This window comes from Nocardioides salsibiostraticola (assembly GCF_054783655.1).
In genome coordinates this window covers 396,154-412,035 of sequence record NZ_BAAGQD010000014.1, presented here as the reverse complement: position 1 = coordinate 412,035, position 15,882 = coordinate 396,154, and the positions used below count along the sequence as shown (strand labels likewise).

Annotated in this window: 12 protein-coding genes and 1 tRNA gene; 3 read left to right on the top strand and 10 right to left on the bottom strand. The window is 67.7% G+C overall.

The window, feature by feature from the left end; genetic code table 11:
- Positions 1-39: 39 nt before the first annotated feature.
- Together ppdK and ACYVLV_RS09320 are read right to left on the bottom strand one after the other, a co-directional pair.
- Positions 40-2,769 carry a pyruvate, phosphate dikinase gene (gene ppdK / locus ACYVLV_RS09325; protein WP_460809371.1) on the bottom strand — a complete coding sequence of 910 codons (2,730 nt, stop codon included), beginning with the start codon at positions 2,767-2,769 and terminating at the stop codon, positions 40-42.
- Complete coding sequence (locus tag ACYVLV_RS09320; RefSeq protein WP_460809370.1) at positions 2,766-3,761, bottom strand: Acg family FMN-binding oxidoreductase; 996 nt, start codon at positions 3,759-3,761, stop codon at positions 2,766-2,768. The genes ppdK and ACYVLV_RS09320 overlap by 4 nt, the downstream gene beginning before the upstream one ends.
- Before the next feature lie 359 nt (positions 3,762-4,120).
- Here ACYVLV_RS09320 and ACYVLV_RS09315 point away from each other — a divergent pair, with 359 nt between their 5' ends.
- Positions 4,121-6,799 carry a bifunctional acetate--CoA ligase family protein/GNAT family N-acetyltransferase gene (locus ACYVLV_RS09315; protein WP_460809369.1) on the top strand — a complete coding sequence of 893 codons (2,679 nt, stop codon included), beginning with the start codon at positions 4,121-4,123 and terminating at the stop codon, positions 6,797-6,799.
- A 145-nt stretch (positions 6,800-6,944) separates the two neighbouring features.
- On the opposite strand, the gene ACYVLV_RS09310 is transcribed toward ACYVLV_RS09315, so the two are convergent.
- The 7 genes from ACYVLV_RS09310 to ACYVLV_RS09280 form a co-directional block, all read right to left on the bottom strand.
- The gene (locus tag ACYVLV_RS09310; protein WP_460809367.1) at positions 6,945-7,421 is read right to left on the bottom strand and encodes a hypothetical protein; all 477 of its coding nucleotides are present in this window, start codon (positions 7,419-7,421) and stop codon (positions 6,945-6,947) included.
- A gap of 142 nt (positions 7,422-7,563) precedes the next feature.
- Positions 7,564-7,637, bottom strand: a tRNA-Met gene (locus tag ACYVLV_RS09305).
- 142 nt (positions 7,638-7,779) lie between these two features.
- Positions 7,780-10,740 (bottom strand): UPF0182 family membrane protein, encoded by a 2,961-nt coding sequence (locus tag ACYVLV_RS09300; protein ID WP_460809366.1) that lies wholly within the window; start codon positions 10,738-10,740, stop codon positions 7,780-7,782.
- Positions 10,741-10,767: 27 nt separating this feature from the next.
- Positions 10,768-11,370 (bottom strand): PPA1309 family protein, encoded by a 603-nt coding sequence (locus ACYVLV_RS09295; protein WP_460809364.1) that lies wholly within the window; start codon positions 11,368-11,370, stop codon positions 10,768-10,770.
- Between the two features lie 32 nt (positions 11,371-11,402).
- A complete protein-coding gene (locus tag ACYVLV_RS09290) occupies positions 11,403-12,464 on the bottom strand; it encodes a YlbL family protein (protein ID WP_460809362.1) in 1,062 nt (353 codons plus the stop codon).
- A gap of 75 nt (positions 12,465-12,539) precedes the next feature.
- A complete protein-coding gene (locus ACYVLV_RS09285) occupies positions 12,540-12,815 on the bottom strand; it encodes a hypothetical protein (RefSeq protein WP_460809360.1) in 276 nt (91 codons plus the stop codon).
- 91 nt (positions 12,816-12,906) lie between these two features.
- Entirely contained in the window at positions 12,907-13,335 is a 429-nt protein-coding gene (locus ACYVLV_RS09280; protein ID WP_460809358.1) for a molybdenum cofactor biosynthesis protein MoaE, read from the bottom strand.
- Positions 13,336-13,386: 51 nt separating this feature from the next.
- On the opposite strand from ACYVLV_RS09280, the gene ACYVLV_RS09275 reads away from it, so the two are divergent.
- Positions 13,387-14,784, top strand: coding sequence for a zinc-dependent metalloprotease (locus ACYVLV_RS09275; protein ID WP_460809357.1), 1,398 nt, complete (start codon positions 13,387-13,389; stop codon positions 14,782-14,784).
- The gene (locus ACYVLV_RS09270; protein ID WP_460809356.1) at positions 14,781-15,377 is read left to right on the top strand and encodes an NUDIX hydrolase; all 597 of its coding nucleotides are present in this window, start codon (positions 14,781-14,783) and stop codon (positions 15,375-15,377) included. Before ACYVLV_RS09275 ends, ACYVLV_RS09270 begins: the two co-directional genes overlap by 4 nt.
- On the opposite strand, the gene ACYVLV_RS09265 is transcribed toward ACYVLV_RS09270, so the two are convergent.
- Positions 15,326-15,874 carry a M48 metallopeptidase family protein gene (locus tag ACYVLV_RS09265; protein WP_460809353.1) on the bottom strand — a complete coding sequence of 183 codons (549 nt, stop codon included), beginning with the start codon at positions 15,872-15,874 and terminating at the stop codon, positions 15,326-15,328. The two genes, ACYVLV_RS09270 and ACYVLV_RS09265, sit on opposite strands and share 52 nt — an antisense overlap.
- Between the last annotated feature and the right edge of the window lie 8 nt (positions 15,875-15,882).

Sequence of the window (15,882 nt, the reverse complement as noted above, 5' to 3'; positions counted from 1 at the left end):
AGGTCCGAACTCGAGCTGACTCGAGGGTGAAGAACTCCGTCACCGGTCGCGAGCCTGGAGCGCGGCGCGAGCACTCTCGAGCCGGGCGATGGGCACCCGGTAGGGCGAGCACGACACGTAATCGAGCCCGACCGCGTCGAAGAACTGGATGGACGCCGGATCGCCGCCGTGCTCCCCGCACACCCCGAGGCCCAGGTCGGGGCGGGTGAGTCGTCCCAGCCGGACCGCCGTGCTGACCAGCGACCCGACGCCTGGGACGTCGAGCGTCTCGAAGGGGGATTCGTCGAAGATGCCGCGCTGCCGGTAGATGTCGAAGAAGGCGCCCTCCACGTCATCACGTGAGAAACCCCAGGTCATCTGGGTGAGGTCGTTGGTGCCGAAGGAGAAGAATTCGGCCGACTCCGCGACGAGGTCTGCGGTGAGCGCGGCCCGGGGCACCTCGATCATCGTGCCGAGGGGGCAATCGATGTCGATGCCCCGCTTCGACCTGACCTCATCGACGATGCCCAGCAACTGTTCGCGCACCACGGCAAGCTCTCGACTGCTCGCGACCAGCGGCACCATGATCTCCGGCCGGGGATCGCCCCCTGCGTCGATACGGTCGGCTACGGCCTCCAGCAGTGCCTGCGTCTGCATGGCAAACAGGCCGGGGATGACGATCCCCAGACGGACGCCGCGCAGTCCGAGCATCGGATTCTGCTCGTGCAGTCGTCGTACCGACACGAGCAGTCGGCGGTCCCGGTCGTCCGACGCCGAGTCCCCTGCCTCGGCAACGCGCACCGACAGTTCGGTCAGGTCGGGAAGGAACTCGTGCAGCGGCGGATCGATCAGTCGAATCGTGACCGGGAGTCCGTCCATCTCCTCGAGGATCTCGACGAAGTCCTGTCGTTGCAGGACGAGCAGTTGCTCCAGGACGGTGCCCTGAACCTCTGGGCCCTCGGCCAGAATGAGGTCCTCGACGAGTTGGCGGCGCTCACCCAGGAACATGTGCTCGGTGCGGCACAGCCCGATGCCCTCGGCGCCGAGGCGGCGTGCTCGAGCCGCGTCCGGGCCGTTGTCGGCGTTGGCGTGCACACGCAGTCGCCGTACCGAGTCGGCGTGGTCGAGGATCCTCGAGACGGCGGCCACGAGGTCGTCGTCGTCCGCTCCGGCGGAGGTCCCGAGGTGCTCGACGACCGCAGAGTCGACCACCGGAACGGCTCCGGCGAACACCTCGCCCGTGGTGCCGTCCACGGACACGGTGTCTCCCTCGTGAAGCGTCGGACCCTCCCGGAGGAAGACTTCGCGGGAGTTCGTGTCGATCTCCATCGACTCAACGCCACAGACACAGGTGCGACCCATCCCCCGGGCCACCACGGCCGCGTGAGAGGTCTTGCCCCCTCGGGCGGTGACGATTCCTTGGGCCGCCAGCATCCCGCGGAGGTCGTCGGGGTTGGTCTCGGCGCGTACCAGGATCACCGGGTCACCGGCCTCGGCCCACCTTTCGGCCGTGGCTGAGTCGAGCGCGATGCGCCCCACCGCCGCGCCGGGCGAGGCACCTGTGCCGATGGCGAGCAGCACGGATGGCCGGGTGGCGTCGAAGCAGGGAAACATCAGGTGAGCCAACTGGGCCCCGGTGACACGTCGCACGGCCTCATCGAGGTCTATCAGCCCTTCGTCGACCATGGCCACGGCGGAGCGGAAGGCCGCTTCGGCGGTCCGCTTACCCACGCGAGTCTGCAGGATCCACAGATGACCGTCTTCGATCGTGAACTCGATGTCGCACATGTCGTGGTAGTGCTGCTCGAGGGTGTCCATCACGCCGAGCAGTTGGTCGTAGGCGGGGCGGTTGATCCCGGCGAGTTCGGCTAGGTCGAGGGTGTCGCGGACCCCGGACACGACGTCCTCACCCTGGGCGTCGGGCAGGTAGTCGCCGTACACCCCTTGTCTGCCGGTGGACGGGTCCCGTGTGAAGCAGACCCCCGATCCGGACGCGTCGCCGTGGTTGCCGAACACCATGGCCTGGACGGTGACGGCGGTGCCGAGGTGCTGGTCGATGTGCTCGCGGCGACGATAGAGGTCCGCCCGTTCGGTGTTCCAGGAGTCGAAGACCGCGAGTACCGCGGCGTGCAACTGTTCGCGCGGGTCCGAGGGAACGTCCTGCCCGGTGGCGTCGCGGATCAGTCCTCGGTACGTCGTGACCAGGCCTTGCAGGTCCCCTACGCCGAGGCCGCGGTCAGCGCCCACGCCGAGTTCGGCCTTGAGTCGGTCGTGTTCGCGGGCGAAGGCCGAGGCGTCCACGCCGAGCACCGTCGTGCCGTACATCTGTAGGAGTCGCCGATAGGAGTCCCAGGCGAAACGCGCGTCTCCGCTCTGGCGCGCGAGGCCCTCCACCGATTCATCGTTGAGCCCGATGTCGAGCACTGTTTCCATCATTCCCGGCATCGAGAACTTCGCCCCCGACCTCACCGCAACGAGCAGCGGGTCCCGGGCACCACCCAGGTGACGCCCGGTGGCGGTCTCGAGGCGATAGAGGTGGTTCTCGAGCTCTCCGAGGAGCCGGGCAGGCTCGAACCCGTCGGCGAGGTAGGCGCGGCAGGCGTCAGTGGACACGATGAACCCTGGCGGCACGGGAAGGCCGAGGTTGGTCATCTCGGCGAGGTTCGCGCCCTTCCCGCCCAGCAACTCCTTCTGATGCCTTCCGCCGTCCGCGAAGTCATAGACCAGCGGCGCTGGGGGCCGCAGGCTCTCGTGGTCTGGCGCGGCCGCTACCTGGTGGGTCGTGGTCATCGTGGTTCCTGTGTCTCGTTGTCCGTCCGCGAAAGGTCGAGAATGGCCCCCAAGGGTCGGCGCGAGGTGCGCGGGAGTTCACTGCGGCTGATCGACTGCCACCCGACCCGGACCAGGATCAGAGGTCGAGCGATTCCACCCAACACCTCGTTCTGAAGTGCCACGCGGGTCTCGTCAACCTCGACGACTTGGCTGAGCGGCACGATCGAGAGCCCGTCCTGAACGGCAGCCAGCCACAGGGCGCTCAATGCCTCACCAGCTCTGAGCCATGAGTCCTTGTCGTCGCGGGCGCTACTGATGATGATCAGTCCGTCACTACCTTCGATCTCCCGGGCGGAGTCCTGGACCGAACCGGCGCCGAAACGACCTCGCTCTCCTTCGGTCGCCTCCGTGTCCGGCAGGACCGTCGACGGGACACCGTCCTGCCGGCTGTGGTCGACCCACTCGCGCTGCTCGATAGAGATGCCCCTATCCGTGGACTGACACTCCAGGGCCCTGCCCACCAGACGCTCCACCGTCGAGCGGTCACTGACGTCGGTCATGGGAAGGGCACGAACGCCCCACACGTTGGCGACGGCGGCGAGTTGCTGCAACCGCCCGTCCGGCACCGGCCACGACGTGAAGCGCCGCCGGTCGGTGCATCGCTCTTCGATCAGGCGTTGAAAGTCGACGTCGGGTGTGGCGCCGAGTCGGAATCCCAGGCTGGCCACCAGGGTGGGGTCGGGGCCACCGGGATGGCGCGTCACGGTGCTGACCCATCCGAGGGACTCAGCCGCCACCTGAGCGTGGTGCAGGGTTGCTCCGCAACTCACCATCAGATTCCGGCCGAGTGGATCACTCCTCGACAATTGCCGGCTGGGGTCGGTGCGCAACTCGAGCGTCGTCCCCCAGACACGCCACCACCAGGGCTGGGTGTTGTGAACGCTGGGTGCCCGGCTGGCGAGCTCCACGATGCGACGGATCTGAGAAGCGGCGGGCTGAACCTGACTCACCATCGCTACCTTGCTCGTCCCAGGTGTGGGCGGCTGAGCATCGTCGTACGACTCCTCCGCTGGTCCGAGTCGATGGCTTGGTGCTGATCTCGATGAAGCGTGTTCGCCAGTCATGGTGCTCCCCTCTTCCTGGCTAGAGCCTGCTCGGCAGAGGCTCGGGGCCAACAGGGCCGATGGTCACTACGCACCGGGCAGTTCGTCGCGACCCACGTATGTCTCCCCGGTTCCCCCTCGCGGGCGACTGCGTCAACCGATGGTCCCGACGGCCTGAGACCTTCGCCTCTAGGCATCGAGCGCCCCGCGCGGTCGACTGGACGCCCGTGCGTCGAGCACGGCCGCCGATCTCCACGAGGAGCAGGATGAGTACGCCCGCGACGTCAGCTGACGTGTTGTTGACCGACGGAACGATGGCAGCCATTCGCGCGTTGGAACCCAGCGATCGGAGCTCGCTCGAGGCGCTGCACGAAGGCGTCTCCGAGACGAGCAACCGGCTCCGTTTCTTCGGGGGCGGCAGGGCCAGCGGACAGCACTACGTCGAGCACCTCTTCTCCCGAGAGGCGGCCGAGATCGCACTTGTCGCGCTCGTGGGTGGTCAGGTGATTGCCGTCGCCACCGCCGAGCGCGTCGACGCCACCTCGGCCGAGATCGCCTTCCTGGTGGCCGACGATCACCGGGGTCACGGCGTGGGGATCCTCCTCCTCGAACACCTGGCCGCGGCCGGCCGGGATCGCGGCATCCCCCGCTTCACCGCGGAAGTGCTGACCGAGAACACCGCCATGTCGGGCGTCTTCCGAGCCGCGGGATTCGAGGTGGAGCGGACCGCCAGCCACGGAGTGACCGTCGTGGCCATGTCCACAGTGGCCTCAGCCCGAGCCGTAGCCGCGGCCGACGCTCGGGAGTGCCTCTCAGAAGCACGGTCCCTGGCGCCGCTGAGTCGTCCCCGGTCGGTCGCGGTCGTCGGGGTCAGCAGGTCCGGCACCGGCATCGGCGCCGCCGTCCTCGACTCGATCCTCGAGGGTGGATTCACCGGAGAGGTCGTCGTGGTGCATCCGCACCAGCACGAGGTTGCCGGAGTCCGGGCCTACCCGCACCTGGTCGACGTCCCGGGGCGGATCGACATCGCGGTGATCGCGGTGCCTGCCCGACGGGTGATGGCTGTGATGGCCGACGCGGTGGCCGCTGGAGTTGCCCTGGTGGTCGTCGTGTCGTCCGGTTTCGCGGACGTTGGCCCAGCAGGTGCCGCCTTACAACACGAGCTGGTTCAACTGGCCCGCGAGGCGGGAATCCGACTCATCGGTCCGAACGGCCTGGGTGTCCAGGTCAACGACCCGGACGTGCGGCTGAACGCCACCTTCAGTGATCTCGTCCCGCGAGCCGGTGGGTTCGCCCTGGCCTCCCAGTCCGGTGGGGTCGGCGTCGCGCTGCTCGACGTTGCCGTGAGAACAGGGCTGGGGGTACGGACGTTCGTTTCCCTGGGAAACAAGGCCGATGTGTCGGGCAACGATCTGCTCGCGGCCTGGATGGACGATCCGGAGGTGACGGCGGCTGGCCTCTACCTGGAGTCGTTCGGTAACGCGCCGAAGTTCGCCCGGATGGCGCGACGGTTCTCTGAGCGCAAGCCATTGCTGGTCATGCTCGGAGGAAGTTCGGTCAGCGGCGGACGGGGCGGCGCATCGCATACAGGTGCCGCGGCGACGTCCCCCGTGGCCGCCGAGGCCATGTTCGGACACAGCGGGGTGATCCCGTGCCACAGCGTCGAGGAGATGGCCCAGGCCGCTCTCGTTTTCGCCGAACAACCCCTGCCGAGGGGTCGGCGTACCGCCGTCATCACCAACGCGGGAGGGATGGGGATCCTGGCCGCCGATGCAGCCGACAAGGCCGGACTGGTGGTTCCCGCGCTGTCTCCAGCCCTCCAACGACGTCTGCGCAAGAGAGCACCCGAGGTCGCCGGGACGGCGAACCCGGTGGACCTGGGTGCGGGCGCCACACCGGTCACCCTTGCGGCGGCCGTCGGCGAGGTGCTCGCGTCCGGCGAGGTCGATTCCCTGCTCGTCGTGCTCGTCGCCACTCGTGTAGGGGATCCTGCGCGACTGGTGCAGACCCTGGTCGACGCCAGGACATCAGAGCCCGAGCTTCCGGTCACCCTGGTGGTCATTGGCGCCTCGGTGCTCGACTCGGCAACGCCGGGAGTGAGCGTGCTGCCGACCATCACGGCGGCGATCCAGGCGCTGACCCAGGTCAGCAGGTACGCAGCGTGGCTCGAGGTCCCCCGCAGCGATGCTGCGCCGACGAACCTCGCACGGGCTATCGAGGCCAGGTCCTGGGCCAGTGGCCACCTCGCGGTCGGTGCGGACCCCGAGGGTTGGCTCGAACCGGCCCAGGCCACAACACTTCTGGCGCCCTACGGGGCGGACCCGCTAGGGACGGTGGCGTTCGGTGCCGTCGACGTGGCCGCAGCTGCCGAGGAAGTCGGGTTCCCGGTCGCGGTCAAGGTCGTCGCACCGCATGTCGTGCACAAGACAGACCGGGGCCTGGTGCGGATCGGGTTGACGACCCCGGCAGCCGTCATGGACACGGTCAGTGCCTTCGAGGCCGAGCTGGAGCCGACGCCGGTCGGGGTTCTCGTGCAGCCGGTGTGCACCGGGGTGGAGATGGCACTGGGCCTGGTGCACGATCTCACTTTCGGTCCCCTTGTCATGGTTGCCGCGGGAGGGACCGCCACGGATCTCTTGGCCGACCGCGTCTTCCTGCTCCCGCCGCTCGATGCCGGGTCGGTCGCCCGCGCGGTGCGTTCGCTGCGCTCGTGGCCACTACTGGACGGGTATCGCGGAGCGCCGCGCGTCGACGTCGACGCCCTCGAGCGCCTGATTCTCGCTCTGGGAGAGTTGGGCACCGACGTACCCGAGGTGGCCGAACTCGATCTGAATCCCGTCCTCGTCAGCGGGGACGGCATCCATCTGGTTGACGTGAAGGTCAGGCTCGCCCGCGCATCGACCGTGGACGCCGGCGTTCCACGGAGGCTCCGAGCACCTCGTTGAGTCCAGTTCACGCCGTACGTGGACCGAGGGCCCTACCTGGACGAGCGAGGGTCACGAGCAGTGCTGGGTCCGGCGACGTACTCGGCGAGGGGCGTGTCCGCGAGAAGGGCGTAGGTCATGCCGCAGATCTGCGCCGGTCGCGGCGTCACCGGGTGTCGCGTCTCCTGACGGCCGTGACGGTTCCGTCGCGGCGCATGACAAGCGCGACGGTGCTGCCGTCAGGCGCGCTGTAGGAGTCGATGACTCGCTGGGGCAGCTTCGTCTCCGAGGCGTCAGCGGCGGCGTGCAACTTGTAGCTCAGGTGGGCCAGTTGCTTGACGGTGATCTCGACACCGATCTCCTCGCTTATCGCGTCCGCGATGAGGCGTCGGTGGTTGGCGTTGGCTCGGTAGACCCCGAGGGCGGCCCTGGACGACTCGGCAGCAGCGGCGACGGCGAGGACCCCGATGAGGATTCTCAGCGGCGCGGACGTGACGAGGAAGGCGAGGAGTATCCCGAACGGGAACACCGTCGCCAGCGTCCCCAGCCACCAATCCCAACGTCCGTAGAAGGGGTAGCCGTGGCCAGTCGCGTCCCATGAGTAGCGCTTGCTGCGGCGCACGTGGTCGCGCCCGTCGGTCACCTGCGAACCCACTCGGTGCCAACCGGGTGGAACCCCAACTCGCGGGCGCCGCCACTCAGTCCTTCGGTCATGATGATCATCGTGCCGGAACGCACGAAGTCCCGCCGGCATTGGCCGACGGGACTTCATGGTTCTACATCAGTAGCGGGGGTAGGATTTGAACCTACGACCTCTGGGTTATGAGCCCAGCGAGCTACCGAACTGCTCCACCCCGCGCCGTTGAGAAGAACGTTAGTGCATGGTCTGGGAGGTGCCAAATCGGGTGGAGGTGAGTGGCCTCACACCGACCTTTTGAGCGGTGACTACTGGGTTTCGAGGCTCGTCGCTAACGCTCCTCACACCTCAACCAGCGTGTGGCTTACTCGTTGCCGGAGTCACCGGCGCTGTCGCGCGAGTTCGCCAACGAGACGGCCTCGCTGATCTTGTCCTTGCCCTGCTGGGACAAGCGAGCCCACTTCACGCTGTCGCCCTGCTGCAGGGCAGTGTCGGCTCGGGTGAACAGGGCATCCGCCTCGGTGAGGAGGTCGCGGATCTGCTCGTTGACGGTGCCCGCGGGCTCCGGCTCCGCACCCGGGTCCGGCGGAGTGGTCGGCTCGGCCGGCACCTCCGGGTCAGGCTCCACGGGCACAGGAGCGGCACCGAGGGCGTTGGCGAGAGCCGAGCTGAGGCTCTGACCGATCCCGATGTTCCCGCCGTAGTAGACCTGCACGAACTGCAGGATCGGGAAACCCGTGTTACCCGTGCTGCCGGGCCGTTGGGCGTAGATCGGCTCGATGTAGATCAGGCCGTCGTCCACCGGCAGGGTGAGCAGGTTTCCGAACCGCGGCGGTGAAGCACCCGCGACCCGATAGTCACGCAACGCGTCGACCACCGAGGACTCCTGGCTCATCTCGTTCGCCACCTGGGAAGGCCCGGGCGCGTTCGGGTCGGTGAGTTCGAGGACCTTGATCCGTCCATACGTCGAGGACTCGGCATCGGAGTCGACCGAGACGAAGGACGCCAGGTTGGTCTTCTCACGCGGCACGAAGACCGAGGTCAACGACCAGGTGCTCGACCCGGCCTCGCCGTCCTGGTCGGTGAACAGGCGGTACGGCGGCTGCAGCTGGCTGTCAGCGTTCGGGTCCCGCGGAACGTTCCAGCGCTCATTGGCCTGGTAGAACGCATCGGCCTGCTTGACGTGGTACTTCTGCAGCAGGTAGCGCTGCACCTTGAACAGGTCCTCGGGGTAGCGCAGGTGAGCCATCAGCTCATCGGAGATCGTTTCCTTGTCCTGCACGGTGTCGGGGAAGGCGCCGCGCCAGGTTTTCAGGATCGGGTCCTCGTCATCCCACTCGTAGAGGGTGACGGTCCCGTCATAGGCGTCCACGGTCGCCTTGACCGCGTTGCGCATGTAGTTGATCTCGTCGGTCGGCAGGGTCCGCAGACCGGTCTCCTGCTGCAGCGAGTCGGTGGTCATCGTCTCGAACGACTCCCGCTGACTGTTGGGGTAGCGATCGGTGGTGGTGTACCCGTCGAGGATCCACAGCACGCGACCCCCGACCACCGCCGGGTAGGCGTCGCTGTCCAACGTCAACCAGGGAGCGACCTTCTCGATGCGGTCCCTCGGGGTGCGGTTGTAGAGCACCTCGCTGTTGGAGTTGACCCGGCCGGACAGCAGGAAGTTCGGCTCCCCGAACTTGAGCGCGTACAGCAACTGCTTGAAGTTGCTGCCGACCTCGACACCGCCGTCACCGTCGTACGTCGTGCGGTTGTCGACCTCGGGGTCGGTGCTCGGCAGGCTCAACTCGACCGCGTCGGCATCCGGGGTGGACTTACCGACGATGGAGTACTCGGGGCTGGTCTCACCGAAGTAGATCCGGCTCTCGTAGCCCTCCTCGTCGAGGGTGGCCAGGGCGTTCTGGTCCTGCTCCAACCCCTCGGCCCAGGCGATCCGGTCGCGAGAGTCGGTGTTGTCGTCGTCGCTCTGGTTGGCGTACGCCGCGATCAGGCCGTTGCCGTGGGTGTAGACGGTGGCCAGGTTGGTCCAGTTCTGGTCGCCTGCGGCGATGTCGGACTGCTGCAACTCACGAGCACCGAGCACCAGGGGTCGCTCGACCCCGTCGATCTCGTAGCGGTCGACGTCGAGCACGGGCGCGACCGAGTAGTAGGCGCGACCCTGCTGGCGCTGCTGGAAGGTTTCCCGCACCAGGAGGGGGTCGACCAGCGGCACGGTCGAGATGTTGCCGGTCAGCTGGGAGACGTCGTCGATCTGACTGGGGGTGCCCGAGTAGTCCTCGTACTCCACCGCCTCCAGACCGTACGCCGACGTGGTGGCGTCGATGTTGGCCTGGATGAAGGTCTCTTCCTTGTCCGGCTCCGAGGGCTTGACCTGGAACTGCTGCACGATGGCGGGCCAGATCATGGCCAGCAGCACCGAGGACAGGGCGAACAGGGCAAGGCCCATCGCCGGTAGCTGCCAGGTGCGACGCCACACGTTGAGGAACAGCAGGAACGCACAGATGATCGAGACGCCCAAAAGGATGTTCTTCGCGGGCAGCACCGCGTTGAAGGCGGTGTTGTTCATGCCGGTGAAGATGCTGTTGGAGTTGTTCACCAGGTCATAGCGGTCCAGGTAGTAGTCCACTCCCTTGGCCAGGACGAAGATGCCCAGCAGCACGGAGATCTGGGCCTGCGCACCCGGAGAGAACCGGTCACGGGTGACCTGGAGGCGGATCCCGCCGTACAGATAGTGCACCAACGCTGCGGCGATGATGCCGAGCAGCGCCGCAGCCATCGCGAAGTCGACCAGGTAGTGCAACCAGGGCAACTCGAAGATGTAGAACCCGAGGTCACGGTTGAAGTAGGCGTCGCCCTCACCGAACGGCGATGAGTTGCGCCACAGCAGGTAGTTACGCCACTGACCCATCCCCGAAGCGCCCGCGAAGAGCCCCACGACCGCGGCGATCCCGATCAGCAGCCATTTGCGCACCGGGGCCACCGCGTCGCGGTAGCGGTCCAGGTTGTTCTGTTCGGGCGAACTGGGTCGGAAAAGGGGACGCAGCCGATAGGCGACGTACGTGCTGATGGCGACCGCCACCCCCATCAGGACCCCGAACCCCACGAACAGCGCAATCTTGGTGAACAACAGGGTGCTAAAGACCTGCGTGTAGCCGACGTTGCCGTACCACAGCCGATCGGTATAGACCGTCGAGAACGTCGTGAGACCGAAGAAGGCCAGCACCACGATCACTCCGGTGACCGCCAACGCGCGCGAACGCCGCGGCGTCTCCGGCGGTGGGGGCGGGGTCTCCCGCGGGTCCTGGTCGAACAGCTCGCTCACTGTTGCTCCTCTGATTCATTGCTGTGACTACACATCTGCTTGCCCATCATGCTCGTCGTGCTCCTCGAGGGTGCTGCTCAACAGGGCCACCAGCCCCGGCACCAGGTCGGCCCCCGTCACCACGGACACTTCGTCATCATGGGCCCGCAGGCGCATCGCGCAGTACGTCGCCCCCTGACGCGTCGCTCCCGCGACGATCCGGACCTCTTGCCGGTCCGGGTGCTGGCGGGCGAACTCCTGGGCCTCGGTCGGATCCTCCGGCACGTTCTCGTCCGCGTCCGGGGGAAGAACGAGTCGCTCGACCACCGCCGCACAACCGCTGACCTGCTCGGGCCAGGCGATGGTCTCGAGGGTCTCCTCCAAGGGTCGTTCGGGAGACAGGTCCTGCTCGACCGCGGTGAGCGACCCCTCCTCCGTCACGGCATCCAGACCCATCGCCTGCGCCAGAGCCGGCTCGGAGTCGACCAGCGCCGCGGTGTCGACCAGCGCGTAGAGGCGTGCCCCCTGGTCCCATCCACCCTCGGCGATGTGGGTCTCGATCTCCAGGACCGCCTTGACCAACGCCGGGTCGACGGCTGGGTGGGACGGCTCGTTCGCGGATTCGGTGGGTTCGTTCGGTGATTCGTTCACAGGGTCCTTCGCTGGGTCCTTCACGGGCTCGTTCACTGGACCGCTTCGCGGTCGTCACAGGAGGGCAGATCGGCCTCCGGGTCCTCGGCGTAGGCCTCGAGGGAGTCGGTGGCGTCACTGAAGTTGGTGGCCATCACCAGCCGCATGTCGCCGTTCGCGGCGCCCACAGCATCCCCGCAGTTGTCGCGGGGCACGAGGAACAGCGATGCACCGCTGTCGCGTGCGCCCGCGATCTTCTGCTGAATGCCGCCGATAGGGCCGATCAGGCCTTCGGCGGTGATGGTGCCGGTGCCGGCCACGATGCTCCCGCCGGAGAGCGACTCCGGGGTCAGGGTGTCGTACACCGACAGCGCGAACATCAGACCGGCGCTGGGACCACCGATATCGGGATCGACGTTGATGTCCACCTCGAAGGGGAACTCGAAACCCACTCCGATGTTGATGCCGATCTGGGGTGAGCCGTCCACCTCGATCGGCGTGATCGACATCGTCCGCTCCTGCTTGCCGCGTAAGACCGTGACCTCCGCGTCCTGACCGGTTGGAGTCTCGCTGATGGCCGCGAAGACGTCTTCGAGGGTGCTCACGTCCGTGCCGTTGATGGCGACGAACTTGTCACGCACCTTCAACTTGCCGTTCGACGGTTTTCCCGGGTCGACGAACGACACCTGCGTGGTGGGGTTCAGGTCATAGCCCAACTCGGTCAGCGCCACCGCCACGGCGGCATCCTGGGAGGTCACCATGGCCACGGCACCGTCCCGGTCGCTGTCCTCCTGGGTTTCCCCGTCGGGATGAACCAGGTCATAGGGATAGACCGCCCGGTCGTCGCTGATCCAGGTCTGGAGCAGGTCCATCATGCTCATGTTGGCATCCACGCCCGATACGAAGACGGTGGTCAACCGCAGTTGCCCGTCGTCCTGATACGTCTTCTGACCGGGAATCTGGATCGTTTCCTCACCGGAGGAGTCCTCCCCCAGCACATCGACGGTGGGCCCGGGGCTGTAGGTCGCATAGGGAAGCGGCGCAAAAGCCGCCGTCAGCACGAGGATCAGCAGCAACGGCCCCGCTGTCAGGGCGGCAATCGTCCGCTGGCTCATGGCGTCAACCTTCTCATCACGCCCAAGTCGCGGCGCCCCCGGTTCAGCGGACGATCGATGTCGTTAACTCGGAGGTCAGTCCGCGGGTCGGCGCGGAGTGCGTACAGCGACGCCCGTGCTCGGGTCGGGAGCCACCGAAGGCACGCGATACCCGGGGGCCACGGGCGCTCGGCGCAGGCGCCCGATCCCCCGCCCTGAGGGACCGCTCGGGCGCGTCAACGCCTCCCCCAGTCGGCGTACCGCCTCGTCACGGCTCTCGTCGCGCCGCGGTTCGCGCCCGCGCCAGCCGGCCCACAGCATCGCCAGGACCGTCACCAGAGCGGGTGGCACCAGCCACAGGAGGATCTCCACGTGCACGAGGGTAGGCGCGTGGCGGCCCCAGACTGCGAGGACACGCGCGTCACAGGCCCCCGCTCGAACTCAGCTCGAACTCAGCTCGAACTCAGGGAGAGCCGACCCACTCCTGCGAGCCATCGGCGAACCGTTGGTGCTTCCAGATCGGCACCTCGTCCTTGAGCGTGTCGATCAGGGCCCGCGAGGCGGCAAAAGCCACGTCGCGGTGGGCTGCCGCGGTGGCGGTGATCACCGCGGCGTCGCCGATCTCCAGCGTTCCGACGCGATGTAGGGCTGCGACGCCGTGCACGTCGTACTCCTCGGCGATCCGGTCGCACACCTCGGCCAGTCGCGCCAGAGCCGTCGGGTGCGCCGAGTAGTCGAGCCCGCTGACCGTCTTGTCGTCGTCGTGGTCACGGACCTTCCCCACGAACAGGGTCACCCCTCCGTCGACCGACTCGTCCAGAACAGACAGCACCTCCTGGGGGTCCAGGGCGGTCTCGCGGATATCTACCAGGCGTACGGCGGGATGAGGCACGGGTCCGAGACTAGCCCCCTTCGGGTTGCTACATACGCGTAGCCTGGAGGCATGAACGACACCCCCGACGACGGAACCGACCACGGCCAGGACGGCGAGCAGAATCCCTTCAAGGGCACGCCGTTCGAGCAGTTCTTCGCGGGCGGTATGGGCAACCCCGGCGGCGGCATGGGTGGAAACATGGGCGGCCTGAACGATCTGCTGGCCGGACTCGGTGGAGCAGGCGGGGCGGGCGGCGGCGGAATGCCCGACCTGAACGCGCTCTTCGGGCAGATCCAGGCCATGATGCAGCCCTACGACGGCGCGTTGAACTGGAACGTCGCTGAGGACCTGGCCCGCAAGACGGTGGCGGCCACTCCGGACCCGAGCCCGTCGGACAAGCAGAGCGGCGCCGCAGCAGACGCACTACGGCTCGCCGACCACTGGCTCGACGACACGACCTCCTTCCCTTCCGGGATCACCTCCACCGCGGCCTGGAGCCGAGCGGAATGGGTCGCCGGCACCCTCGAGGTCTGGAAGGTGCTGGTCCAGCCGGTGGCCGAACAGTCCGTCAAGGGCATCGGCGGGGCGCTGCCGCCCGAGGCGCAGGCGCAGGCCGGTCCGTTGCTCGGGATGATCGGCAAGGCGGTCGGCGCGATGCTCGCCAACCAGGTCGGATCCGGCCTGGGCACCCTGGCCGGAGAGGTGCTCAGTGTCTCCGACATCGGGGTCCCCCTCGGACCCGCCGGGAAGGCCGCCCTGGTGATGAGCAACGTCACCGCGTTCGCCGCCGCCCACCAGGGTCTCGAGGTCAGCGAGGACGACGTCGTCCTCTACCTTTCCTTGCGCGAAGCCGCCCATCAACGGCTCTTCACCCACGTGCCGTGGTTGCGCGAGCACCTGATCGCCGCGATCACGGACTACGCGGGCGGGGTCGAGATCAACGCCGAGGGGTTGCAGAGCCGGGTCGAGGAGCAGATGCGTGGCATCGATCCCAGCAACCCCGAATCGGTGCAGGAACTCCTCGAGGGCGGGTTGTTCGACCTCCCGAAGTCTCCCGCACAGCAGGCTGCCCTGGACCGCATCGAGGTGACGCTCGCGCTGATCGAGGGGTGGGTCGACGAGGTGGTGCACCAGGCCACGGCCGAACGGATGCCCGCCGCGGCCAAACTGCAGGAGGCCGTACGCCGCCGCCGAGCCGCGGGTGGCCCCGCCGAGCAGACCTTCGCCGCACTGGTAGGTCTGGAGATGCGGCCCCGTCGGTTGCGTGACGCCTCCACCTTGTGGGGCTCGCTGCGGACCCGGCAGGGCATCGAGGCTCGCGACGGCGTGTGGATGCACCCCGATCTGTTGCCCACCTCGGCTGACCTCGACGACCCGTTGGGCTTCCGCGAGGATGCCGCGGCTCCCGACTCGCTCACCGAGGACGACTTCGACTCCGGGTTGCGTCGGCTGCTCGACGGCGAGTGACCCTTCACGACGAAGCCGTCGCGCTGCTCGAGGCGTGGGGTCCCCCCGACCCGGCCCAGGATGCGCTGCGGCGACGCTACCTGCGTGTCCTGTCCGACGACCCGGACTCGATGACCAGGGACGGCCACCCCGATCACCTCACCGCAAGCACGCTGGTGATGTCCGCAGACGGTGGTCGAGTGCTGCTCACCCTGCACGCCAAGGCACAGCGATGGTTCCAGTTCGGCGGCCACTGTGAGCCCTCCGACGCCACGTTGATGCAGGCCGCTCGACGCGAGGCGGTCGAGGAATCCGGTATCCCCGATCTGGCCCTCGACCCCGTTCCGTTGCAGCTCAGCGACCACGCCGTGCCGTTCTGCGGATCGACCGGCACCGTGCACCACCTCGACGTCCGCTTTCTCGCCGTCGTACCCGATCACACCGACTTCGCCGCCAGCTCCGAGTCCCTCGACGTGGCCTGGTGGCCGACCCACGCCCTACCGGACCCGGATCCGGACATGGTCGAACTCGTCGACCTCGCTGCAACACGGCTCGAAGTGAGTCAGTCCGGTGGGGGCGCGAGTTGCGCGGCGGCCGACCACCCCAACAGATAGCCCTTGGCCTTCTCCGCTTCCGGGTAGCGCGCGACCCAGGCCCAGAAGTTCGCGTCGTGGCCGGACTCGAGCAGATGCGCGAGCTCGTGCACGATCACGTAGTCGATCACCCAGCCGGGCATCCCGTTGACGCGCTCCGAGACTCGGATCGACCGGTCGCCGGGGGTGCAGGAGCCCCACCGTGACTGCTGGTTGGCCACCCAGCGCACCGAACGGGGGGTGGCCAGGCCACCGAGGTACCGGTCGTTGAGGTCCAGCGCCCGTTGGCGCAGGTCGTCGTCGGAGAGGCGTGTGCGGGCCTCCGCCTTCTCGATGCGGGCCACCATCGTCTCGACCCATTCGGACTCTTCGGCCTTGGTCATCGTCGCCGGGATCAGCACCACGATCCGCGATCCCTCGCGGAACGCCGAGACCGTACGACGGCGGCGGCGGGAGCGACGGACCTCCACGTCCTCGAGGCGCGGGGGGCCACCGGAGGTCCCGGCGCTGCTGGACATGTCATCAA

Coding starts and splice junctions, on each gene's coding strand:
- ACYVLV_RS09265 (WP_460809353.1), bottom strand. CDS start 15,874: ATGTCCAGCAGCGCCGGGACCTCCGGTGGCCCCCCGCGCCTCGAGGAC.
- ACYVLV_RS09315 (WP_460809369.1), top strand. CDS start 4,121: ATGAGTACGCCCGCGACGTCAGCTGACGTGTTGTTGACCGACGGAACG.
- ACYVLV_RS09290 (WP_460809362.1), bottom strand. CDS start 12,464: ATGAGCCAGCGGACGATTGCCGCCCTGACAGCGGGGCCGTTGCTGCTG.
- ACYVLV_RS09275 (WP_460809357.1), top strand. CDS start 13,387: ATGAACGACACCCCCGACGACGGAACCGACCACGGCCAGGACGGCGAG.
- ppdK (WP_460809371.1), bottom strand. CDS start 2,769: ATGACCACGACCCACCAGGTAGCGGCCGCGCCAGACCACGAGAGCCTG.